Source organism: Faecalicatena faecalis, from assembly GCF_012524165.2.
GTDB classification, from domain to species: Bacteria; Bacillota; Clostridia; order Lachnospirales; family Lachnospiraceae; genus Faecalicatena_A; species Faecalicatena_A faecalis.
On the sequence record NZ_JABACJ020000015.1, the window covers coordinates 73,943 to 98,737 of the forward strand.

23 protein-coding genes are annotated in these 24,795 nt (G+C 43.7%); 21 read left to right on the forward strand and 2 right to left on the reverse strand.

Annotated features, from left to right (window positions below; all coding sequences use genetic code 11):
- From HGO97_RS15115 to HGO97_RS15145, 7 genes are all read left to right on the forward strand, one after another.
- On the forward strand, positions 1-1,038 hold the full coding sequence (locus HGO97_RS15115) for an iron-containing alcohol dehydrogenase (protein WP_216243267.1): 1,038 nt from the start codon (positions 1-3) through the stop codon (positions 1,036-1,038).
- Positions 1,039-1,060: 22 nt separating this feature from the next.
- Entirely contained in the window at positions 1,061-2,020 is a 960-nt protein-coding gene (locus HGO97_RS15120; protein ID WP_216243277.1) for an acetylxylan esterase, read from the forward strand.
- Between the two features lie 14 nt (positions 2,021-2,034).
- On the forward strand, positions 2,035-2,715 hold the full coding sequence (locus tag HGO97_RS15125; protein ID WP_216243278.1) for an N-acetylmannosamine-6-phosphate 2-epimerase: 681 nt from the start codon (positions 2,035-2,037) through the stop codon (positions 2,713-2,715).
- Positions 2,716-2,880: 165 nt separating this feature from the next.
- Positions 2,881-3,744 (forward strand): MurR/RpiR family transcriptional regulator, encoded by an 864-nt coding sequence (locus tag HGO97_RS15130; RefSeq protein WP_216243280.1) that lies wholly within the window; start codon positions 2,881-2,883, stop codon positions 3,742-3,744.
- Between the two features lie 116 nt (positions 3,745-3,860).
- A complete protein-coding gene (locus tag HGO97_RS15135) occupies positions 3,861-4,652 on the forward strand; it encodes an electron transfer flavoprotein subunit beta/FixA family protein (protein WP_216243281.1) in 792 nt (263 codons plus the stop codon).
- Between the two features lie 42 nt (positions 4,653-4,694).
- Positions 4,695-5,888 carry an electron transfer flavoprotein subunit alpha/FixB family protein gene (locus tag HGO97_RS15140; protein ID WP_216243282.1) on the forward strand — a complete coding sequence of 398 codons (1,194 nt, stop codon included), beginning with the start codon at positions 4,695-4,697 and terminating at the stop codon, positions 5,886-5,888.
- Complete coding sequence (locus tag HGO97_RS15145; RefSeq protein ID WP_216243284.1) at positions 5,885-7,270, forward strand: FAD-binding oxidoreductase; 1,386 nt, start codon at positions 5,885-5,887, stop codon at positions 7,268-7,270. The genes HGO97_RS15140 and HGO97_RS15145 overlap by 4 nt, the downstream gene beginning before the upstream one ends.
- Positions 7,271-7,384: 114 nt before the next feature.
- On the opposite strand, the gene HGO97_RS15150 is transcribed toward HGO97_RS15145, so the two are convergent.
- Positions 7,385-8,050, reverse strand: a complete 666-nt coding sequence (locus HGO97_RS15150) for a helix-turn-helix transcriptional regulator (RefSeq protein ID WP_216243287.1) — start codon at positions 8,048-8,050, stop codon at positions 7,385-7,387.
- A gap of 329 nt (positions 8,051-8,379) precedes the next feature.
- Between HGO97_RS15150 and HGO97_RS15155 the strand changes: the two genes are divergently transcribed.
- The 14 genes from HGO97_RS15155 to HGO97_RS15220 all read left to right on the forward strand — a co-directional run bounded on the left by HGO97_RS15155 (position 8,380) and on the right by HGO97_RS15220 (position 23,144).
- Positions 8,380-8,760, forward strand: a complete 381-nt coding sequence (locus HGO97_RS15155) for a Rid family detoxifying hydrolase (protein ID WP_168866610.1) — start codon at positions 8,380-8,382, stop codon at positions 8,758-8,760.
- An 18-nt stretch (positions 8,761-8,778) separates the two neighbouring features.
- Complete coding sequence (locus HGO97_RS15160; RefSeq protein ID WP_216243289.1) at positions 8,779-9,999, forward strand: pyridoxal phosphate-dependent aminotransferase; 1,221 nt, start codon at positions 8,779-8,781, stop codon at positions 9,997-9,999.
- Positions 10,000-10,028: 29 nt separating this feature from the next.
- Entirely contained in the window at positions 10,029-11,243 is a 1,215-nt protein-coding gene (locus tag HGO97_RS15165; RefSeq protein ID WP_216243292.1) for a DUF819 family protein, read from the forward strand.
- 29 nt (positions 11,244-11,272) lie between these two features.
- A complete protein-coding gene (locus HGO97_RS15170; RefSeq protein ID WP_216243302.1) occupies positions 11,273-12,307 on the forward strand; it encodes a succinylglutamate desuccinylase/aspartoacylase family protein in 1,035 nt (344 codons plus the stop codon).
- Between the two features lie 265 nt (positions 12,308-12,572).
- Positions 12,573-13,304: a glucosamine-6-phosphate deaminase gene (nagB, locus tag HGO97_RS15175; protein WP_216243306.1), complete on the forward strand. Its 732-nt coding sequence runs from the start codon at positions 12,573-12,575 to the stop codon at positions 13,302-13,304.
- 119 nt (positions 13,305-13,423) lie between these two features.
- Complete coding sequence (nagA, locus tag HGO97_RS15180) at positions 13,424-14,542, forward strand: N-acetylglucosamine-6-phosphate deacetylase (RefSeq protein WP_216243323.1); 1,119 nt, start codon at positions 13,424-13,426, stop codon at positions 14,540-14,542.
- Complete coding sequence (locus HGO97_RS15185; protein ID WP_216243325.1) at positions 14,539-15,579, forward strand: hypothetical protein; 1,041 nt, start codon at positions 14,539-14,541, stop codon at positions 15,577-15,579. Before nagA ends, HGO97_RS15185 begins: the two co-directional genes overlap by 4 nt.
- A gap of 358 nt (positions 15,580-15,937) precedes the next feature.
- A complete protein-coding gene (gene licT / locus HGO97_RS15190; protein ID WP_216243327.1) occupies positions 15,938-16,774 on the forward strand; it encodes a BglG family transcription antiterminator LicT in 837 nt (278 codons plus the stop codon).
- 15 nt (positions 16,775-16,789) lie between these two features.
- On the forward strand, positions 16,790-17,275 hold the full coding sequence (locus HGO97_RS15195) for a PTS sugar transporter subunit IIA (RefSeq protein ID WP_216243336.1): 486 nt from the start codon (positions 16,790-16,792) through the stop codon (positions 17,273-17,275).
- Positions 17,276-17,392: 117 nt separating this feature from the next.
- Positions 17,393-18,832, forward strand: a complete 1,440-nt coding sequence (gene nagE / locus HGO97_RS15200) for an N-acetylglucosamine-specific PTS transporter subunit IIBC (RefSeq protein WP_216243345.1) — start codon at positions 17,393-17,395, stop codon at positions 18,830-18,832.
- 81 nt (positions 18,833-18,913) lie between these two features.
- On the forward strand, positions 18,914-19,666 hold the full coding sequence (locus HGO97_RS15205) for a copper homeostasis protein CutC (protein WP_216243348.1): 753 nt from the start codon (positions 18,914-18,916) through the stop codon (positions 19,664-19,666).
- Between the two features lie 491 nt (positions 19,667-20,157).
- Positions 20,158-21,381: a tyrosine--tRNA ligase gene (gene tyrS / locus HGO97_RS15210; protein WP_216243420.1), complete on the forward strand. Its 1,224-nt coding sequence runs from the start codon at positions 20,158-20,160 to the stop codon at positions 21,379-21,381.
- Between the two features lie 140 nt (positions 21,382-21,521).
- Positions 21,522-22,028 carry a flavin reductase family protein gene (locus HGO97_RS15215; protein ID WP_216243350.1) on the forward strand — a complete coding sequence of 169 codons (507 nt, stop codon included), beginning with the start codon at positions 21,522-21,524 and terminating at the stop codon, positions 22,026-22,028.
- A gap of 9 nt (positions 22,029-22,037) precedes the next feature.
- Positions 22,038-23,144, forward strand: coding sequence for an aldo/keto reductase (locus HGO97_RS15220; protein ID WP_216243352.1), 1,107 nt, complete (start codon positions 22,038-22,040; stop codon positions 23,142-23,144).
- A 55-nt stretch (positions 23,145-23,199) separates the two neighbouring features.
- Here the strand turns inward: HGO97_RS15220 and HGO97_RS15225 are convergent, their stop codons facing one another.
- Complete coding sequence (locus HGO97_RS15225; RefSeq protein WP_216243354.1) at positions 23,200-24,510, reverse strand: alpha-amylase family glycosyl hydrolase; 1,311 nt, start codon at positions 24,508-24,510, stop codon at positions 23,200-23,202.
- Between the last annotated feature and the right edge of the window lie 285 nt (positions 24,511-24,795).

Sequence of the window (24,795 nt, forward strand, 5' to 3'; positions counted from 1 at the left end):
ATGCAGGAATTAAAGGTAGGAGCAGGTCGTTTTGTTGTTGGAGCAAAAGCAATCCAAAATTTGAAGCGGGAGATGCAGTATTTCGGGAAAAAGGCGCTGATTATCGGTGGGCCGAGTTCTGTAGATAAGGTTGCCGAGTGTGTAGATCTGAACGACCTGGGAATCGTACATAGGCATACCGGTGAGTGCTCCAAGCGATGGGCAGAGGATTACAGCGAGATTGTAAAACAGGAGCAATGCGATCTAATCATCGGAATCGGAGGAGGAAAGTGCATTGACTTGGCAAAATGTGCTGCCACATATGCAAACTGTCCGATTATTACGGTACCGACATCCGTTGCCACATGTGCTGCCAGTTCAGCGGTTTGTATTATGTATACAGATGAAGGAAGGTCCGATGGCTCAGTCGGCATGAACCGAGAAGTAGATGTTGTCCTTGCAGACTCAGAAATTATCAAAAATTCACCAAAAAGATTATGGGGAGCCGGATTAGTAGATTCTTTGGCGAAACTGCCGGAAGTAATTCATAACCTGACCATTAAAAATCATAAGGACTGTGACCTGAACAAGTATATTTGTTATATCAATGGGAAGGTCATTTGGGAATTCATCATGGGTGAAGGTTATGTGCTCGCAGATGATCAAAAGGACTTGGGCCTCGTGGAAAATATGATTGTTACAAATCTGATCCACACATCCATTGTGAGCGGATTTTCTTCGGGAAGCGGACAACTTGCACTGGCACATGGATTGTATGACTTTATACGGAGGGAATTTGTAAAAGAGGCAAAGGATATTCTTCATGGCGAGATAGTTGGCGTCGGACTGATTATGCAGATGTATTATAACGGGGATGATCCACAGGAAATAGAGAACCTGAAATCATTTATGGAGCATTTTGGAATGCCGATGAATCTTAGGGATATTCATTATGAAGATACGGATGACAATCGCCGGAAGCTGATTGAATATCTGACAAAAAGTACAAATGTAACGGATGTTGAACGGTTGGAGAAGGCTCTGGAAAAAATCAAATAAACTTAGAGTGGGAGGTCATGTAATGGGAGTTTTTGATCTACCATTAAATGAACTGAAAGTATATCAGGGAAGTACACCCTGTCCAGATGATTTTGATGATTTTTGGGATAAATCTGTGAAGGAAGCAAAAGGGCTTGAATGGAACCTGCAACTAGAAAGGAGCAGCTTCCAGACGAACTTTGCTGAATGTTTTGATCTCTATTTTACGGGAGTGGGGGGCGCAAGGATTCATGCCAAATATGTAAGACCACTGAAATGTTTGGAACCTCATCCAGCAGTTTTTTTCTTTCATGGATACACTGGGCATTCGGGTACATGGGTAGATAAGTTGAATTATGCGGCAAATGGATATTCTGTATTTGCTCTGGACGTCCGGGGACAGGGCGGGTTGTCCCAGGATATAGGCGGGGTGACCGGCGAGACATTTACAGGACACATTACCCGCGGGGTTCTCGACGGGCCGGAGAAAATGCTTTTCAGACAGGTTTTTATGGATGTTGTGGAATTGGCGGAGATCGCGAAGGCAATGCCGGAGGTCGATGAGAACAGACTAGGTGCTTATGGAATGTCACAGGGAGGTGCACTCACATTGATTTGTGGGGCATTGGTACCAGAGGTGAAAAAGATTGCACCCCTATTTCCCTATCTTTGTGATTACAAAAGAGTCTGGGAGATCGATCTGGCGAAGAATGCCTATGATGATATTACATATTATTTTAGAAAATTTGATCCATGCCATGAACATGAGGATGAGTTTTTTACGAAATTGGGTTATATAGATGTTCAAAATTTTGCTAAAAGAATACAAGCAGATGTGATGTTCGGAACGGCACTTCTTGATACCACCTGTCCTCCATCTTCACAGTTTGCAGTATATAATAAAATCAGGGCGAAAAAGGAGCTTGTTGTTTATCCCGAATACATTCATGAGCCGATACAGGATTTTGCAGATAAGACATATGAGTTTCTACAAACATTGTAAGGAGGAGAACTTAAATGGAAACTACAACTTTGGAAAAAATAAAGGGCGGCCTCATCGTCTCCTGCCAAGCGTTGGAAGAAGAGCCGCTGCACAGTTCATATATTATGCAGCGGATGGCTGTTGCTGCGATGCGCGGTGGTGCTGTTGGTATCCGTGCTAATACGGTCGAGGATATCAGAGAGATCAAAAAGGAAGTAGATCTCCCTGTGATTGGGATTATTAAGCAGGTCTATGAAGGCTTTGATGTTTTTATCACTCCGACCATGAAGGAGATTGATGCATTAGTCGAGGCACAGGCGGAAATCATTGCACTCGACAGTACACTTCGGACGAGACCAGGAAATGTATCATTGAATGACTTTTTTAAAGAAGTGAGGGCAAAATATCCAGACCAATTGTTCATGGCAGACTGCTCTACTCTGGAGGAAGGTCTCAATGCTGCCAAGATAGGGTTTGATCTGATCGGAACGACTCTAAGAGGATATACAGAGTATACAAAAGAAGTACAGCTTCCAGATTTAGACATGATGCGAAAACTGGTAGAAGAGTCTGGTAAACCAGTGATTGCAGAGGGTGGAATCTGGACACCGGAACAGTTAAAAGCTGCGCTGGATACAGGCGTGCTGGCAGCAGTTGTTGGAACTGCAATTACAAGACCGATGGATATTACAAGACGGTTTGTTGGGGCCCTATAACATAGCGGGACAATATGTTACTGTCACATGCGCGATTCGTAAGCTTGTTGACGAGTGAAAGGTAACATAAATATAGTAAATAATGGAAAATAATAAATAAAGTTGTTGTATTAAACAGCGGATAGGGTTTAGAATGAAGTAAAAGCAGTGCTTGGAGGGTGGATCATGGGGCAGGACAATTTTGCAATGCAGATACGTTCGGCATATCCGCATTTGACAAAGGCAGAGAAAAAGGTTGCAGATTTTATTTTAGAAAAACCATCAGAAGTTTTATATATGTCGATTACAGACCTGGCAGATGCCTGTTGTGTCGGCGAGACGACGGTCTTCCGTTTCTGTAAGAGCATGAAGCTGCAGGGCTATCAGGAATTCAAGATCCATCTTTCTCTTAGTATCCAGAAGGGGGATAAGGACAAAGGTCAGGAGACTCTTACCGAGAATGTGAGCATCGAAGATACATTTAATGTGGTCACGCAGAAGCTGTTGAATTCGAATGTGAATGTTCTGATGGAGACACAGTCATTGTTGGATTACGATAAAATCGAGCGGCTGCTAAATCGGATGATGCAGGCACAGCGAATCTTTTTCTTTGGTGTAGGTGCAAGCCAGATCATGGCAATGATGTCTGCTAATAAGTTTTTACGGATCACGAATAAGGTATACTGCTACACAGATTCGCATATGCAGACTATGGTGGCTTCTACATTGACAGCAGAGGATCTGGCGATTGTGATTTCCTACTCCGGTTCCACAAAGGACTCTATCCTGCTGGCTAAGTTAGCAAAGAATTCAGGAGCCTATGTAGCGGTTATTACCAGGTTTGCTAAGTCACCTCTGACGAACCATTCAGATGTCGTGCTCCTATGCGGTGCCAATGAAGGCCCTCTGCAGGGTGGTTCTACAACAGCAGTTATGAGTCAGATGTTTATTATGGAAGTTATTTATATTGAATATTATAGAAGAACCTATGATTCCAGCTATGAATATAATCAGAAGACATCACAGTCGATTATCGATAAGATGTATTAGTGAAATCCTATTTGGGAGACACCATACATGGCGGCTGTGTTTGAAACGAAAGGTATCCCGACATATCGAAGGATGTGCAGGGGTATCTTTTTTTATGCAAATACAGGAGGGATAGAGTGAAAATTCTAGTTTGTATCAAACAAGTACCGGGAACGACTTCTGTGGAAGTGGACGAAGAGACAGGAGTTCTAAAGAGAGACGGTGTAGAGTCAAAGATGAATCCATTTGATCTTTATGCGATTGAACAGGCCCTTTTATTGCGTGAGAGATATGGAGGATGCGTTGATGTCATTACAATGGGACCCAGACAGGCAGAGGAGGTTCTAAAAGAGGCCATTTATATGGGAGCAGATAGGGGAATATTGATCAGCGACCGGAAATTTGCCGGTGCTGATGTTGTTGCTACAAGCTATACTCTTTCCCAGGGAATTAGGAAAGCTGGGACATATGACCTGATCCTCTGCGGAAAACAGACTACAGATGGTGATACGGCACAGGTAGGACCCGAGACGGCAGAATTCCTCCATCTGGAACATGTGACCAATGTCCAGGAGGTATATGGGGTGGAAGAATCAGATATCCTCGTGAAGGAAAACCAGGAACATTATTTCAGGGAACTTCGCTTAAAGACGCCGTGTCTTCTCACACTGGAGAAAGATGTGAATACTCCGAGACTACCGTCTTTTAAACGCAAAATGGCAATGAAAAATGTGGAAATAGAGGTGTTTTCTCTTTCGGATCTCGAAGATACACAGGAATCAAATTATGGACTGGCAGGTTCACCAACACAAGTAGAACGCATATTTCCGCCGGAAAAGAATACATCCAGGCAGCTATATGAGGGTTCAGGTGAAAAATTAGGCGATGTGGTATATGACATTCTAAAACAGAAAAAATTCGTTGACTAGATGGGACTAACAATGGTTTGTGAAGGACCGGGAGGGAAGAATATGGGAGCTTTGAAAGTGCACCAGAATCTGGTGGACGAAAAGACGGCAGAGGAGATGTGCAGTCTGTGCCCATTTGGTGCAATTACCTATGAAGATGGTAAGCTGGATATTGGCGCAGGGTGCAGGATGTGTAAGATATGTGTGAAGAAGGGGGTGCCTGGTGTCATCACTTATGAGGAAGATAAAAGCCCCTTGATAGATAAGACACAGTGGAATGGAATTACTGTTTATGCAGAAAATGAAGAAGGCAGGATACATCCTGTTACATATGAATTGATTGGGAAGGCAAGAGAGCTTGCGGCGGTCAATGGACAGCAGGTATATGTACTCTTGATTGGAAATGGTTTAGAAAAGGCGGAGGAGGAATTGCTGCATTACGGAGTTGATTGTGTATTTTCTTATGAGGATGCAGAACTGACTGAATTTGCAGCAGCTCTTTATGCAGATGTCGTAGAGGATTTCGTGACGAAGGTACAGCCGTCAGTCATGATGTTTGGAGCTACGATGAAAGGGCGCTCCCTCGCACCCAGGGCAGCGGCAAGATTCAGGACGGGCCTGACTGCTGATTGCACGATTCTGGAGATGAAGGAAAATACAGATCTCGTCCAGATACGTCCCGCTTTTGGTGGAAATATCATGGCTCAGATCATTACTCCGAATTCACGGCCACAGTTTTGTACAGTACGATATAAGGTGTTTTCAGCGCCCAAGCGGAATGAAGCTGTATCTGGTGCTGTTAAGAAGATGGATGTGCCGAGAGAAAAAATGTCGTCAGGTATTCAAGTGCTGGACAGAATAGAGAAGCCCAGAGAAATTGATATTGCCGATGCAGACACGATCGTGGCGGTAGGAAGAGGGATACGCAGCCGCAATGATCTGGCTATGGCAGCTGAATTGGCAGATCTTCTGAATGCCCAGCTGGCGTGTACCAGGCCATTGATCGAAGCTGGCTGGTTCGATGCAAAGCATCAAATTGGTCTGAGCGGCAGAACGGTAAAACCCAAACTTTTAATTACCTTAGGTATTTCAGGATCTGTCCAGTTTGTTGCGGGGATGAGAGCGGCTGAATGTATCATTGCGGTGAATTCAGATAAGAATGCGGGGATATTCGACACGGCCCATTATGGAATCGTGGGAGATTTGTACGAAGTGCTCCCTGTTCTACTGAGACATTTGAAAGGCGGTGCAAGATGAAGTTAAATGAGGAACAGCTTTCTTTTTTGAAAAACTTAATCGAACCAGCAAGGATACAAATCAGAGATGAAATTGGTGAGGATTATAGTCATGATGAATTGGGCGGTGTTTACGGATACCCGGATGTTCTGATCAAAGTGGTTTCCACCGGAGAAATCTCCCAAATCATGACATATGCATATGAACAGGATATCCCTGTTGTCGTCAGAGGAGCCGGAACAGGTCTGGTAGGAGCGGCGGTAGCAGTACGAGGCGGGATTATGCTGGAGACTACGTTGATGAATCATATCCTTGAACTGGATGAAGAGAATCTTACCGTGACTGTAGAGTCTGGCGTTCTGCTTATGGAGCTGGCACAGTTCGCAGAGGAGCATCAATTTTTGTATCCACCTGATCCGGGCGAGAAATCAGCCACAATAGGAGGAAATATCAGCACCAATGCGGGTGGCATGCGGGCAGTGAAATATGGAGTTACGAGGGATTATGTCCGCGGTCTGACGGTCGTTCTTCCGAATGGAAGGGTAGAAAGATTTGGCGGGAAAATTGTAAAGAACAGCTCAGGATATAGCTTAAAAGACCTTATGATCGGTTCAGAGGGAACGCTTGGGATCATTACGGAAGCAATTCTGAAATTAGTTCCCCTGCCAGATAAAAGTGTAAGTCTTCTAGTGCCTTATAAGAAGATGGAGGATGCAATCGGGACAGTACCTGAGATTATTAAATTGAAGACGACTCCCACAGCAATCGAGTTTATGGAAAGAGAGGTCCTTCTTTTTGCAGAAGAATTTTTGGGGAAGAAGTTCCCGGATACGAAAAGCAGTGCATATCTTTTGCTGACATTTGATGGAAATTCCGCGTCACAGGTAGAAGGAGAATATGAAAAGGTTGCCCGTTACTGTTTGGAGCATGGAGCTGAGGATGTGTTCATCGTAGATACCCCGGAACGAAAAGATTCTGTGTGGTCGGCCAGAGGGGCATTTTTAGAGGCAATCAAGGCATCTACATCGGAGATGGACGAATGTGATGTGGTCGTACCTAGAAACCGTGTGGCTGATTTTATTCACTTTACGCACGATTTGTCCAGGAAACATGACATCAGAATTCCGAGTTTTGGTCATGCCGGTGATGGGAATCTGCACATATATATTTGTCGGGATGAACTGAAAGAAAATCTATGGAAACAAAAGCTGACAGAAGTATTTGCAGAAATGTACGAGATGGCGATGAGACTTGGCGGAGCAGTTTCCGGCGAGCATGGTGTCGGGTATGCGAAGAAAAAATATCTGGAGGATCAGTTGGGAGAGGTACAGATAGAAATCATGCGTGGAATAAAGAAGGTATTCGATCCGAAAGGACTGCTGAATCCTGAGAAGGTGATTTAGGGGGCGAGAGAACAGATTCTTATGAAACAGGGCAATTGCGACGTGAAACGCAATTGCCCTGTTTCAGATTAAGAGATCGTCATATCACTTGTTGTAAGGGATTCGTTGTAAGATTTACACCGACTTGGATTGATTCCTTAAATGAAGATAAACGGTATTTTTGGATATCCCCAGACGTTCAGCAACTGTAATGACAGCATCTTTCAAATTAAATACCCCTTGTTCATTCAATCTTAAGATAATCTCCTTATTTTTATAGCTGGATGGAATCTTCGAATCGGAGAGTACTTCCTTCTGCACAGTCGAGATGGCATTTTCGATAACATCACTGATATTTTCTGCAAAGTGTTCTGACACAGCAAGGGGGTTCGCTGCAGAAGGTAAAAGTGTTTCAACAAAATTACATAATGGGGTATTCAGATAAAAATTCATGCAGACCAACCCGATGATACGCTGATGCTCCCCGTAGACAGCTAGTGTGGCTGCTTTGATAGGCTCATTCTTTTTACTTTTGCAAAAGTAGATAATATAGGGATTTGTTCCCGTTTCGTTGATTTTTGAGAGCATGGAAAGAGCCAAATCTGTAATGGGTGCACCTACGGTTCGACCGGAGTAGAACCCGTTTAAAATCTTGATGACTGAACAGTCTAAATTTTCAAGGCTGTGCAGTACGATTTCTATACTATTGCCCAGATATTGGGAAAGTCCGTCTAAAAAGTAACTGTAGGACTCCAGAATACGGCGGTCTGTCTCTGATAGTGTGATAGATATTTCCTTCATAATGTGCACCTCCATAGTACAATTTAATTTTATTTAACCATGTTTTGGATAGAGAGTCAATGAATTGTTCCATTATCAATGAACAAAAATAATATCTATAGCTAGTAAAATACATATAAAATGAAAAAAAGTAATGTTATATGATGAAAAAACATAAAATAAGTAAAATAAAATAACATAACAATGAAAAAAAGTAACGTCGGAGTATTGACAAGAAGACTGTCGAATATTATAATCAAATTAAAGTTTCAGAAAATAAGAAAACAGAAAGTGAATGAAAAAGAATTTTCTGTAAACAAAAGCGTTATCGGTGGTGAAAGGAGAAAGAAATGAAAAGAGGAGTAGTACAGACAGAACGGGCACCTAAGGCAATAGGCCCGTATTCACAGGCAACGAAAGCAAATGGAATTGTTTGTATATCAGGGCAACTTCCAATTGATCCTGTTACAGGGATTATGCCGGATGAACTGATAGAACAAGTCCACCAAAGTGTGAAAAATGTGATAGCCTTAGCGGAAGAAGCGGGCGGAGGCAAGGATTCTATTTTAAAGTGTGGGCTGTTCATAAAGGATATGTCGAAGTTTCAGACGATTAATGAGGTTTATCAGGAGTACTTTCCAGAGGAGGCACCAGCACGGTTCGTAGTGGAAGTCGCACAACTGCCCAAGGGAGCACAGATCGAGATCGATGCAGTTGCGGCGGTAGAATAATCATAGGGAGAGATTGATGTGGATGTAAGAAAGAAATTGTCAGAACGATTTGCAGGTGTCGAAGGCGGGCTTTTTTCAAATGTGACAAAAGCAGATGTGGGAGATGGATTCTCTGCCATGGGAAAGGATAAAGTGACGTTGATGGGATGGGCAGACCCTTTTTATCCCGATCCATCCATCCCGGAGCATATCAAACAAGTCATGATTGAAGAAATACAGAATGGATTTCCGTCTCATTATATTATGCCGAGTGGTTCACTTGCATTAAGAGAAAGGGTCGCAAAGAAGCTTAAGCAAAAGAATCATCTCGATGTGGACCCCAAAAGAAACATCTTGATTACGCCGGGATCGGATTCGGGGTTATTCTATGCAATGGCAGTGCTTTTAGATCAGGGAGATGAGGTACTGGTACCGGATCCAAGCTATCCGAATAACTTCCTGGATCCTAAGCTTTTGGGAGCAACGGCAGTTTCGGTGCCACTGGCGCATGATGATGGTTACAGTCTTGATATAGAAGCTTTTCAAGCTGCATTGACGAGTCGGACGAAGGCGGTTGTATTGACCCATCCAAATAACCCGACAACAACTGTTTTCAGAAAAGAAAATCTGGAGGTCTTGGCCGAGTTCGTTATAAAAAATGATCTGATGCTGGTAGTCGACCAGGCATTCGAGGACAGTGTGTTTGACGATATCGAATTTATAACGCCGGCATCACTTCCGGGAATGTGGGAACGGACGATAACCGTCTTTTCTATTTCAAAGGGGATGGGACTTTCTGGTTTTCGAGTAGGATACATAGCTGCCTGTGATCAGATTATGGATGCGATGTACGGAGCCGCTGTTAATGTGTTAGGAGCTTCAAATACACTTGCACAGCTTGGCGCGATTGCTGCTTTCGATGCACCGGACTTTATCGATCCCTATATACAAAGCTTTGATTATCGGAGAAAGAAAGCTTTTGAAATATTCGGGAGCGTACCAGGTGTAAAGATAGAAATGCCAGAATCAGGATTCTACTGCTGGGTGGATGTTTCGGGACTGGGAGATTCTACAGATGTAATGAATTATCTGGTTCAGGAAGCAAAGGTGGCCGTGAATGACGGTAAGAATTATGGAAAGCAAGGAAATGGGCATCTCAGAATTATTCATGGCTGCCTTGGCAGTGATGAAGAGGCCGTGCTGACGATGAGACGGATGGCAGATGCACTGGTAAAGTATCCAAAGAGGAATGGTGAATAAAGGAACTCTTAAAGAGAAGGAGGAACTACATGGGGACATTAATTGGAACAGAAAATACGATTGCGTTATTTGCGGTCCTGTGTGCGATTGTAGCACTTGCAATATGGTTGGAACAGACATATAACTGGGCTTCCAAATTATCAGGCTGTATCTTAGTTCTGCTTGTAACTTTGGTGCTATCAAATTTAAAAGTCATACCTGAAAGTGCACCTGCCTATGATTTCGTAGGGGCATATCTGGTGCCGCTTGCCATCCCGCTGCTATTGTTTACGGCAAATCTGAAAACTATTGCAAAGGACAGCGGACGGCTGCTTATATTGTTTTTACTGAGTGCCGTTGGAACGATGATTGGTTCTGTGATCGCATATTTTGTTATGAATCGTTTTATTGATCATATCGGTGTATTCCTTGCGATGATTACAGGATCTTATATTGGCGGTGGAGTGAACTTTGTTGCGATGGCAGAAAACTATAATGCCTCAGGTACAATGGTATCAACTGCTAACGTCGCAGATGCTCTGACAATGATGTTTTTCTTCTTTGCCTTGATGACAATCCCATCTATGAAATTCTTTCAGAAGAGATTTCGGCATCCACTGGTAGAAGAGCAGGAGAGATTGAAAAACGAGAGTAAGGGAGAACAGAAGACGAATGCGGCGGCTTATTGGTCAGCGAAGGATATTTCTTTAAAAGATATTGCCCTGGCAATTGGTGTTTCTACTTGTGTAGTCGGTGTCGCAGAGCCTATATCAGGATTCTTCGGGAGAGTGATTCCGACCTCGAATTTTGGATGGAACTTTTTAAATGGTCTTTTAGGAAGTAAGTATCTGATAATTACAGTGATTACTGTAGCATTGGCTACCTTAATGCCGAAGTTCATCAGCAGCATACATGGTGCTCAGGAGGTAGGTACATATTTTATTTATCTCTTCTTTGCGACAATGAGCGCACCAGTTTCTATCCGTCTTTTAGTGAATGATGCACCGAAATTCTTTGTCTGCTGCTTTATTATTGTATTTACGAATATTGGAGTGACACTACTGGCAACCAAAGTATTCAAGTACGGAATCGAAGAAGCGATGGTATGTTCCAATGCAAATGTCGGTGGAGCAACAACAGCAGCGGCTCTGGCAGTTGCAAAAGGCTGGGGATCACTTGTAGTGCCGGCAATCCTGGTAGGGACACTTGGAAATGTAATCGGTAATATTGGCGGCATTTTGATTGGAACTATATTTGGTGCATAATGCATTTAGAAAAGGAAGGAGATTTTGAGATGAATATTGGTGGAAGAGAGATAGAAAGAGGAACCAAGGTAAAATGGAATTTTGTTGCGGCTGAAATGACAGTGAATAAAATTGAAGTTCCAGTAACGGTTATATGCGGAGAAGAAGACGGTCCTATTTTTACAGTAACAGCAGGATGCCATCCGAATGAATTGATCGGTATGGCTGCTACAATCGCATTAGCGAACGAATTGGACCCAAAAGATGTTAAGGGGACTATCATTTTTGTTCATGTCATGAATGTAATGGGGCTGCAGTTTAAAAAGTTAAATATCTCACCTCTTGACGGGGTGAACATGAACGGCGCATTCCCTGTAGAGGATGAAATTGGAGAGGATCAGGGAAAAACAGCATTGCACATGGGCCTGTCACCGACAAAAATGTCTGCAAAACGCATTTTTGATAACTTTGTAAAAATTGCAGACTGGCATGTTGATATGCACGGCGGGGAATTGAATGAAGATCTGGATAGCAATATTGAGCTGCTTCCAATCGGTAAGCCAGTAGATGAGAAAACAAGGAAGCTGGCAAGACTCCTGCTTTCAGAAAAGATTTGGGAAGTGCCACAGGGAACGATTCCTCAGATGCCTAATTATCCGGGAAGGGGATCAACAGTTGCCGAGGCCAATCATCGAGGTGTTCCATCTGTTCTATTTGAAATAGGTGGTGAAGGACGTCTAAAGCAAGAGCAGGTAGATCTCGTATGTGCAGCATTAAAAAATGCATTTATGGGAACTGGAGTATTAGAAGGCGAAGCCGTTGTAATGGAACCCAAGGTCTACGTGGGGGGAAATGTACTATTTGCCCAGAGAGGCGGCCTGCATTTTATTAACATAAAGAGTGGAGATTTAGTAAAAGAGGGGCAGGAGCTTGGATATACAATCGATTGGAATGGTGAGGTCATAAGCAGAGATATCTGTCCGTGTGACGGCCTTATGACGAATATGGTCGTTCATGGAGGCGTGAATCCCGGAGACATGCTGTTCGTTATTGCAAATGAAGTAGACACAAAATCTTCTATTTGACTTGACTTTTTTGTACAGCCTTGCTAATATAAAACTAATTAAAAAGACTGGGTTGTTACTCCAAGAAGGCAAAACCAGATTTTCTAAGGATGAAGTACATCTTTATCCTTGGGAATCTGGTTTTTTTATTCCTCATATGAAAGAACATTCAAAATGGATTTCTACCGGTCTTTTTCCTCTAACTGACTTGTGAAAAGTATATTCTGCGGTATATAATAGAGCCAGTAATGAGGTAAAATAATAAGTGATAGTGGAGGAAAAGACAATGAGAATTATTGAAACAAAGGATTACACAGACATGAGCAGAAAGGCAGCGAATCTGATTGCTGCACAGATCGTTACAAAACCAAATTGTGTACTTGGGCTTGCTACAGGATCTTCACCGATTGGTACATATGACCGCCTGGTAGAGATGTATGAGCAGGGAGATCTTGATTTTTCCGGTATTTCCACTGTGAATCTGGATGAATATAAAGGACTTGACCGCGAGAATGACCAGAGCTACTACTATTTTATGCATGAGCACCTGTTCGACCGTGTAAATGTTGTCGCTGAGCGTACTAACGTACCGAACGGGATGGAGCCGGATGCAGACAAAGAGTGCAAGAGATATGAAGAATTGATCGCATCTCTGGGTGGTGTGGATCTCCAGCTTCTGGGATTGGGACATAACGGACACATTGGATTCAATGAGCCGGCAGAGATTTTTGACAAAGCAACACACTGTGTTGATCTGACTGAGAGTACGATCGAGGCCAATAAACGTTTCTTCGCATCTGTGGATGATGTGCCGAGACAGGCATATACTATGGGTATCGGGACAATCATGCGTGCAAAGAAGGTGCTCTTAGTTGTGAGCGGCGAAGACAAAGCAGATATCGTTGCAAAGGCATTTTTCGGAGATGTTACGCCGCAGGTACCGGCATCTATTCTGCAGATGCATCCTGATGTAACTGTTGTTGCTGATGCAGCAGCATTATCTAAAATCCCGAGATAGTCTGTAAACATGCGGCATGGTACTTAAGGCGTGATCACTTAAAAGGGAACATGTTAAATTGACAGTGCCATGCCGGTTAATCACAGGCAGTATCGGAGGAAGAAAGAAGGTTGAAAGTAATGGTAATTAAGAATGTACAGGTTTTCGGGGAAGATAAGACATTCACACCTGGAGAAGTTTATATTGACGGAGAGAAGTTCTCAGCTTCTGCCGCAGAGGATCACGAAGTAATCGATGGAGAAGGATGCTTTGCCATCCCAGGTCTCGTAGACATCCACTTCCATGGCTGTATGGGAGATGACTTCTGTGATGCAAGCCTTGATGCAATTAAGAACATGGCAGAATATGAGGCATCCATCGGTGTGACCACGATCTGCCCTGCAACGATGACACTTGCCGAGGCAGATCTCCATAATATTATGAAGACGGCTGCAGCATATGAAGGTAGTTCAGGGGCGAAGCTGTCTGGAATCAATATGGAAGGACCATTTATCAGTGCTGCAAAGAAGGGCGCACAGGCGGCAGACCATATCCGCAACTGCGATACTGCTTTATTCCGCACATTGCAGGAGGAATCCGGCGGACTGATCAAGCTGGTAGATATCGCACCTGAGAATGAAGGTGCAATGGAATTTATAGAAGAAGTGAAGGATGAAGTCGTTGTATCAATTGCACATACAACTGCGGATTATGATACTGCGTCAGAGGCATTAGAAAAAGGTGCAAGCCATGTGACACATTTATACAATGCTATGCCGCCTTTGAATCACCGCGATCCGGGCGTTATCGGAGCTGCACGTGATGATGAGGATTGTCATGTGGAGCTGATCTGTGATGGAATCCATATCCATCCATCCGTTGTACGTGCGACATTTGCTATGTTTGGAGCAGACAGGGTCATTCTGATCAGTGACAGTATGCGTGCCACAGGTTTAACTGACGGACAATATACACTGGGCGGACAGGATGTTTTTGTAAAGGGTGCAAAGGCGACTCTGGCAGATGGAACGATTGCAGGCTCTGCAACGAACCTGATGGGATGCCTCAAAGTGGCTGTGCAGAAGATGGAGATTCCGTTGGAGGACGCAGTGGCATGTGCGACTATGAATCCAGCCAGAGAGATCGGCATCTATGATTCCTGTGGAAGCATCACACCTGGAAAAGCTGCAGACCTGGTTCTGTTAGATAAAGACCTGAATGTCAAGGCTGTTTATGTAAATGGGAGAAAACAGGCATGAATTTTATCCGAAAGCATCAAAAAGCGGTCTTTTTCGTAGGACTGATCGTGCTCCTGCTTGGTATGCTTGCATACTGGGAGCGCCAGTCTACGCTTTCTAAGTCCACTGCCAGCAAGCTGACTGATGAGCCGAGGAAAAGCGGGGAGGCAGTATCTACATTTTACTATGATCAGCTTACGAAAAAAGAGGCGGCGGTCTACGATCTGATGAAGGATCGTCTGGACCAGATGAAAGGCGGAGTGGTGGAGTTCCCGGAGCCGATGAGCGGCCCAGAATATCTGCGTGTAACGACCGCACTGGAAGATGAAGGATACAATTATTTTTATGGATTTTATGATATTCCAATGACTGCTGACGATGTCTATGTGAAGTATAAAAATACAGATCTGACTACACAGAAGGAAAAGAAGATTACGAAAGCAATCCTATTCCTATCTTGTGCACAGGGGATCAATGAGGCCGGAGACTATGCAAAGGATGGTACGGTAAAGAATCTGGCATCAATCCAGGAGGGACTTTCTGTTAATTCAGAAGAAAAAGTCGAAAAGATCGTAAAGACCCAGAATGGGACGGAGGAAATCCTGTCCCAAATTATGGAGAAACTCCCGTCAGACTATGGCGAGAAAAAGACAGTCGATTATTTTCTGGACTGGCTGGATGAGAATCTGTCAGTTGCTTCCCACATAGGAGAGGAGGCTCTGGATTTTACGAACATGGATGATGTGTTTGATGGAGCCTATATCTATAATAATCTGTCCTCATTGACTGAGAAAAAGGCGACCCCGCTCGGGTATGCAAAGATTCTGTCTGAATTGTGCAATCGGGCAGGGATGGAGTCACATATCGTTCTTGGTATATGGGGAAAGAGCAGTATCCAGCAGGAGGGATATGTTTTCTGCGCGGTCCAGATGAACGGTCAGACGATCTATGTGGATGCCAGTGGCTCGAAAGCCTCAGATCTGGGAGATCAGAAGTATATGAATCAGTTGGAAGCTAAGAATCATTTGAAATTCGTAGACTATTTTGAGTATGAATGATTTGGTACTTTTGTACGAAAATATTAAATAAAAATAAACATTATAACCAAAATATAAAAATTCTGTGTTTTAAAGGTTGACTTCGAAAACTAAGTTTGTTATAGTTGAGTCACGAAATGAATAACATTGGATTGTTACTGTAAGGCAGGCAAAACCAAATTTTATGAGCAAGACTTATCCGTCGTGCTCGTAAGATTTGGTTTTTTTATTTCTTAAACACGGTGGCTTGTAGGATAAATTTTCCGGGATATCACATATCCGGTAAAAGAATCAGATCAATCCTAATAGTAATCTGCAAGAACTGGAAACAATAAAACTTGAAGCTTTAGAATTTGTTAAAAAGGAACGTAAGATTATTATGGTAATTGAAAAGATTATAAACAATAACATAGTTTCTGCCTATGACGACAGCGGGAGAGAAGTCGTGATCATGGGACGCGGCATTGGATTTGGAACCCGTGCAGGGAAAGAAGTGGCCGAACAGAAGATCGAGAAGGTGTTCAGAATCAAGAGCCAGAGTTTGGCAGAACAATTGAAAGAGCTGTTGGCCAACATGCCTCTTGAGCATGTACAGATATCGAATGATATTATTTCCTATGCGAAAAAGAATTTGAAGTTAAAGCTGAATCAAAGCATATATGTGACATTGACGGATCATATTAACTTTGCGATAGAGAGATTCAGTCAGGGAATCAAACCAGAGAATGCATTGCTCTGGGAGATAAAGCGGTTTTATCAGCAGGAGTATCAGCTTGGGAAGTATGCGATAGACATCATTTGGGAAAGGCTGCATATCGCTCTGCCAGATGATGAGGCAGGATTCATTGCCTTACATTTTGTAAATGCAGAGTATGGAACAGATATCCGGGATGCTTTAAATTTTCCGAATCTGATGAAGGATATCCTGGACATCGTGAAAAGTGAACTGGGGATTGAGTTCGATGAGAGCTCCCTGCATTACGAACGATTTGTCACACATGTAAAATTCCTGCTTCAAAGGGTCTACAGAAAAGAACTTCTTCCTAATGAAGAGGATGAGCTGGCAGATATGATGCATCAGAAATATCCAAAAGAGTATGCATGCAGTCAGAAGGTGGCACAGTATATCGAGGATGTAACAAATAGTAAAATTTCCGGGGAAGAGATCATGTATCTATCCATTCATATCCGGAGAGTAACGATGGTGGAAGAATAAAAAGGAGGAGAAGATATGTTTAATTTTTTAAAGAAAAAAGACAAAAAGCATTTGTTAGGAGCACCGGCAGCAGGAAAAGCGGTTTCCATCAAAGAGGTGAATGATCCCACTTTCAGTGAGGAGATTCTTGGAAAAGGTGTGGCAGTCATTCCGTCAGAAGGAAAGATTTATGCACCGGCAGACGGGGAGATCGGAATGGTATTCGATACCCTTCATGCAGTGAGCATGACTACTGATTTTGGTGCAGAAGTTCTGATTCACGTAGGTCTTGACACTGTGAAGCTGAACGGAGAAGGATTTGAAGGCCATGTAAAAGCAGGAGATAAGGTGAAAAAGGGCGACCTTCTTCTGACGGTCGATTTAGAAAAGGTGAAAGCAGCCGGATATGATACGATCACCCCGATGCTGATCTGCAATACGGCTGATTATGCCGCAGTGGAAGCTCTGGCAGGAAAAGATGTTCAGGCAGGAGATGATGTTCTCACCGTAGAAGAGAACTAGGATGTTTTGGAGAATATAGTTTGTTTTGTATTTTAAGTTCGTATTTTAGCCGGCAGTGTACCGGTTTAAAATAATAAAGGGATTTTAATCAAGAGGATTCGAGAAGGAGGAAAAGGAATGAAATATTTACAAAGATTAGGAAAATCCTTGATGCTCCCGGTTGCATGTCTTCCGGTTGCAGCTATTTTACAGGGTATAGGTTACTGGCTCGACCCGTCAGGCTGGGGCGCTAATAGTGTTGTTGCAGCATTTTTACTTAAGGCAGGCGGTGTTCTGATCGATCAGATGGCAATTCTGTTCGCGATTGGTGTTGCAGTTGGTATGTCTGATGATAACGATGGTACAGCAGGTCTTGCAGGTCTGGTATCATGGCTGATGACAACAACGATTCTTTCCCCACCGGTTGTTGCTATGCTTTTAAAGATTGAGGAAGATGCAGTAAACCCTGCATTTGGAAAGATTCAGACACAGTTCATCGGTATCCTTTGTGGTTTGATCGCAGCAGGCTGCTATAACAAGTTCAAGAGCACAAAGCTTCCAGATGCATTCTCATTCTTTAGTGGAAAGAGATGTGTTGCAATCGTTACAGCAGGTGCGTCTATCGTATCTTCACTGATTCTGTTCTTTGCATGGCCGGTGATTTACGGAGCATTGATGAGATTCGGTGAGTTCATTATGAACCTGGGTGCTTTCGGAGCAGGTCTGTATGGATTCTTCAACAGACTGTTGATCCCATTTGGTCTGCACCACGCACTGAACTCTGTATTCTGGTTTGATGTTGCAGGTATCAATGATATCGGTAAATTCTGGGGAACTATGGAAGGTGGTATCCTTGGACAGACAGGTATGTACATGTCCGGTTTCTTCCCGGTAATGATGTTCGGTCTGCCAGCAGCAGCTTTAGCTATGTACCACACAGCAAAAGACAATAAGAAGAAAATTGCAGCAGGTCTGTTATTCTCAGCCGCTATCGCATCTTTCTTCAATGGTGTTACAGAGCCTTTGGAGTTTTCATTCATGTTCCTTGCACCGGCACTTTATGGTATCCATGCAGTATTGACAGGTATCTCTATGGCAGTAGTTGCGCTGCTTCCGGTTCGAGCGGGATTCAATTTTAGTGCGGGTCTTGTTGACTGGGTTTTGAGCTTTAAGGCTCCGTTTGCCGAAAATTCAATCATGTTGATTCCAATTGGCATTGTTGTAGGAATTATATATTACATCGTATTCAGAATCGTAATCGTGAAGTTCAACTTAAAGACACCAGGACGAGAAGATGATGATATGGATGAGACAAAGGTACAGCTTGCTAATGATGACTTCACAGCGATTGCACAGATCGTTCTGGAAGGTGTCGGCGGAAAAGAAAATGTAACAAGCATTGACAACTGTATCACAAGACTTCGTCTTGAAATCAAAGATTACACAGCAGTAGATGAAAAGAAAATCAAATCAGCAGGTGTTGCAGGTGTTATCAGACCAAGCAAGACAGCTGTACAGGTTATCATCGGAACGAAAGTTCAGTTTGTTGCTGATGAATTTAAGAAACTCTGCAAATAAACAGAGCAAACGAATATAATCCCTTTTTCAAAAAGACCGCTTTAGGCGGTCTTTTTGGAATCATGGAGTAAGGAGCGGAATATGGAATTAAAATTAGAAGTCTGTGTTGATAGTGTACAGTCCGCGATTGAGGCCCAGAAAGGCGGAGCAGACCGCGTGGAATTATGTGGGAATCTGATCATTGGAGGAACCTCTCCGGGAAAAGCTTTATTTACGCAGGTTAGAAAGTATACTGATCTGGAGATTCGTGTGCTGCTTCGTCCGCGCTTTGGTGATTTCTGTTATGATGAATATGAATTTGCCATGATGAAAGAAGATACGCAGATGTATAAAGAGTTGGGGGCAGATGGTCTGGTGACGGGAATCCTGCTGCCTGATGGAACTTTGAATATGCAGCAGATGCAGGAATTGATCCGTATTGCCGGGAGTATGGATACGGCACTTCACCGTGCCTTCGACGTGAGCTGGGATCCATTTGTGACACTGGAGCAGGCAATCTCTCTGGGAATGAAGACGATTCTTACAAGTGGTCAGAGGAATAGTGCCTGGGAGGGAAGAGAGCTTTTGAAAAGCCTTGTAAAAGAGAGTGACGGCAGAATTGAAATTATGGCAGGGGCAGGAATCAGTCCCGACATCATCCCGGAATTGGTTCCCTATACCGGTGTGACTGCCTGCCATATGTCCGGCAAAATCGTGAAGGACAGCAGGATGGAATTCCGGCGTGACGGGGTCAGCATGGGCTTTCCAGGATTCAGTGAATATGAGATCTGGGAGACCTCCGCTGACAATATACGCGAGGCAGCGATGGTGCTGCAGGAATTTTGTCAGGCATAATTTTATTGCTTTTGTTTTTTACACCTTGACAAAGAACGGGGAATAGGATAAGATTTCAGCGTAAGCAGCACTTAGGAGGCTGTATCCTTCCGAAGCCATATATTGACTGGGAAGCGGAGTAAGATGAATAACAGATATGGAAAAAGCGCAGAAGAGAACAAGTAGTATTTGATACGGAGAAGACAGAAAGCCGCCGGTTGATGAGAGGCGCATGACACGATCATTTATGAATACATCTCGGAGCTTCACACCCAAAGCATAAGCGGCGAGTAGGCTGTGACGGATTGGTACACGTTACCGTACTGAGTGATTAAGCATGATGAAGCAGGCGGATGCGCCTGAGTAACAAGCCAGATACACTCACTGAGGCAGGTGGCGCGAGCTGTCTGTGAATGAAGGTGGTACCACGAGTTTATGAGCCCTCGTCCTTTCAGGATAGAGGCTCTTTTTGTATTTAAAAATAAAATGTAAATGAGGAAAGGATGAAGAACATGACACTTTACGAAGAATTACAGGCAAGAGGGCTGATTGCCCAGGTAACCGATGAAAAGCTGATCGCGGATCTGATCAACAATGGAAAGGCAACCTTTTATATTGGGTTCGACCCGACAGCAGACAGTCTTCATGTTGGACATTTCATGGCGCTATGCCTGATGAAACGTCTGCAGATGGCAGGAAACAAGCCGATTGCTCTGATCGGCGGAGGAACTGGTATGATCGGTGATCCATCAGGAAGATCGGATATGCGCCAAATGATGACCCCGGAGACGATTCAGCACAACTGTGACTGCTTTAAAAAGCAGATGAGCAATTTCATTGATTTCTCAGAGGGAAAGGCATTAATGGTAAATAATGCGGACTGGCTTCTGGATCTGAACTACATCGAGCTGCTCAGGGAGGTCGGATCTCACTTCAGTGTGAACCGAATGCTGGCTGCTGAATGCTACAAGCAGAGAATGGAGAAGGGACTGACGTTCCTTGAGTTCAACTACATGATCATGCAGGCATATGATTTTATGGCCTTATACCAGAATTACGGCTGCAACCTGCAGTTCGGAGGGGATGACCAGTGGGGCAACATGCTTGCGGGCACTGAGCTGATTCGTCGAAAATTGGGAAAAGGTGCAAGTGCTATGACGATTACATTGCTTCTGAATTCTGAGGGCAAGAAGATGGGCAAGACGCAGTCAGGCGCAGTATGGCTGGATCCGAATAAGACATCTCCATTCGATTTCTACCAGTACTGGAGAAATATCGCAGATGCAGATGTTCTCAAATGCATTCGTATGCTGACCTTCCTTCCGCTGGAAGAAATCGATGCAATGGATTCCTGGGAAGGCAGTCAGTTGAACAAAGCAAAGGAGATCCTTGCTTACGAGCTGACCCAGATGGTTCACGGAGAGGAAGAGGCAAAGAAGGCACAGGAGAGTGCAAGAGCCCTGTTCAGCCAGGGGAACGCAGCGGATATGCCTACTGCAGAATTGGCTGAAGAAGATTTTGCGGATGGAACCATTGATATTCTGACGTTATTATTAAAGAGTGGCCTTGTTCCTTCTAAATCCGAGGCAAGACGTGCTGTGGAACAGGGCGGTATTTCTGTGGATGGAGAGAAGGTCGCAGACATCCGTGCAGTCTTTGCAAAGGATGCATTTGCAGGAGAAGGAATGGTTCTGAAAAAAGGAAAGAAAAATTTCCGCAAAGTTGTGATAAAATAGAAGATAGAAGAGTAACTTAAATATAGCGGACATCCCGGGCGGATTTGGATGCAGCGGACAGACCTCTTGTCGGCGGCAGATCATGGTAGAGTTTACATTCGCCCGTAAAGGGGCCCGCGGAAAGACAGGAGGCAGTGAGAATGGGATTTAAAGAAGTATCAGCAGAAGAGCTTACGTTCAATCCATTTACCAAGATTGGAAAAGAGTGGATGCTTGTAACAGCCGGGAATGAAGAGAAGCACAATACAATGACAGCAAGCTGGGGCGGCGTAGGAGTAATGTGGGGCAAGAATGTGGTCAGTGTTTATATCCGTCCGCAGAGATACACAAAAGAATTTGTAGACGCAAATGATACATTTACTCTTTCCTTCTATGACGAGACATACAAGAAGGCACTTGGCATCTGCGGCAGCAAATCTGGACGCGACTGTGACAAAGAGAAGGAAGCTGGTCTGACACCATATTATGTGGATGGGACGACAGCCTTTGAGGAGGCCAACATGATTCTGGTCTGCAAAAAGCAGTATCACCAGGATATGAAAGGGGAGCATTTTGATGTTAAAGAGAACATTGAAAGATGGTACCCTGAGCATGATTTTCACACCATGTATATGGCTGAGATCGTAAAAGTACTCGTAAAAGAATAGGGGAATGTTATGTACTATAAAGAATACGGAAATACCGGTATGAAGGTGTCTGCAATCGGCTTGGGGACGATGAGGTACGATGAGCAGGATGTCAAGGCCGGCAGATTTGAAAAATGTGCGGAGATTCCGCTGTATGCTCTGGAGAATGGAATCAACTACTGGGATACGGCTCCCTTCTATTGCGACGATAAAAGTGAGATCATTACAGGAATTGCACTTTCCCAAGTGAAAAGAAGTGATGTATATGTGACCTCAAAGACCAATTTCAGTACGCTGGGAGATCACCCTTCCAGGGATGATTTCCGCAGAAGGCTTGAGACATCCCTGGATAGACTGAAGACGGATTATATCGACTTTTACCACATGTGGTGCATGCTGAATCTGGAGTCATGGGAACGGCACATGGAGGTGCTGTATTCTTTCTTTGAAGAGGCAGAAAGGGAAGGACTGATTCGTAACATCGTCTTTTCTTCTCATATGCAGGGGGATGATATTGAGACTGTCGTAGAGACTGGAAAATTCAAGGGAATGCTCATCGGTTACAATGCTTTGAACCACCGTTTCAGACAGAGCGGCATCGAAAAAGCCTATGAGAATGGAATGGGCGTTGTTGTGATGAATCCGCTTGGAGGCGGGATGATTCCAAATCATCCAGAGGCGTTTACGTACCTGACAGAAGGAACGGACCTTACCGTGCCCCAGGCTGCACTGCGTTTCGTGGCATCTCATAAAGAAATTACGGTCACTCTGGCCGGATGTACAACGAAGGAACATATAGATGATGCAGTGAAAGCTGTGGAGAATCTGGAAGAATATTCAGCACAGGAAATTGTAAAGCAATTTGAAGGAAAGGGAGCATCTCTTAACAACCTATGTACAGGTTGCGGATACTGTAAAGGCTGTCCGAAAGAAATTGAAATTCCGAAATATATGGATGCGTACAATCAATACATATTTACAGGAAAGAAAAAGTCCATACTGGACCGCCTGGATAATCATTGGGACATCTCAAAAGAAAAAGTGCTGGAATGCATTGCCTGCCGCAAATGCGAAGAACAATGCACTCAGCACCTTCCAATCGTAGAACGTCTCAAAGAGATCGGAGAAATTTCATAGGGGGCTGACCCCTTTGCGGGGCGCTTTTGTCCCTCTTGAAATTGTCTTTGTCTATCTAAGAGATGGATAAATACTGTACGCTGTAAGGAGGCATATCGAGCTGACCGCTCATTGTGCCTTCTTTTTTTGTGATTAAATCAAGATAATCTCCCTGGAGTTCACCATTGTTGGCGGTGAAATCAGAATCGGAGGCGTTGATAGCAATGAAGATCTTCTCCTGATCCGTCTTTCTCTCGAAGATGAGCTGATGATTGGTAATGACTACATTATGATACCCGCCGTTGCACAGTGCATCACTTTCCCTGCGGATGGCAATGAGCTTTGTGATAAATTCCGTCAGTTCATTTGGTTTAGGCTCATCGAAGGCCGGGCGGAGTGCATAGTCATTGTCTGGCGCCTTCACACCCTCCTCGCCCCATTCGCTTCCATAATAAATACATGGGATACCCGGCATTCCGAACAAAATCCCATAGGCGAGCGGCAGATGTTCCTGGTTCGTAAGGATACTTGCAATCCTTGTTACGTCATGGTTATCCACAAAGTTCATCAGATGCTTGCCCCGATAGATGCACCATTGTTCTGGTCCATACTGGCGGTTCAGAGAATGGGCGATTTCGAACAGATTCATACTGTTGAAGCTGGAGAAGATTCCCTTATAACATTCATAGTTCGTACAGCTATGAAGCATTTCATCATTTACGATCAAATTATAATCTCCAAATAATACTTCCCCTATCAGGGCGAAGCCCGGTTTTAATTCCTCGCAGAATCGACGCAGACGCTTCATGAATTGGTGATCCAGACTGTAAGCGACATCCAGACGAAGTCCGTCAATGTCAAATTCCTCAATCCAGAAACGGACGCATTCGAGAAGATAGTCAACAACAGCCGGATTCTGGAGATTCAGCTTGACCAGCTCAAAATGCCCCTCCCATCCTTCATACCAAAAACCGTCATTATAGCAGCTATTTCCATCAAAATGAATGCAGAACCAGTCTTTATAGGGAGAATCCCACTTTTTTTCCTGTACGTCCTGGAATGCCCAGAAACCGCGTCCTACGTGATTGAATACACCATCCAGCATAATCTTGACATCGTACTTGTGAAGTGTCTTACAAACGTACTGGAAATCATCATTTGTTCCGAGACGGCAGTCTACCTTTTTGAAGTCCCGAGTATCATACCCGTGATTGTCAGAATCAAAGATCGGATTCAGTATGATCGAGCCAATTCCCAACTCTTGAAGATATCCGCCCCACTTGGCAATCTTGCGGATTCTTGGTACTGTAACACCATCATTATGAATCGGCGCATCACAAAATCCAATTGGATATATCTGATAGAAAGTTTCATTATAAGCCCACATAAACTACACCTGCTTTCTAAATAATTGTTAAAATTCCTGATTTTTAAGGCCTTACATTATTCTATTACGATCGGAGCCATAAATATCAATGCAGACGATATAAAATAGGAAATACTTATAAAGTATACCATGGATTCGAAGCTGAGAAAAGCAAAGAGAAGGAAAAGCAGAAAAAAGCAAGAAAAAAATGTCCATAAGCGGAAAAATATGTTGACAATTGAATTGGTACATACTATAATAGTACAGCATGACAAAAGGAGAAACAGCATACACCAAAGCCCCGGA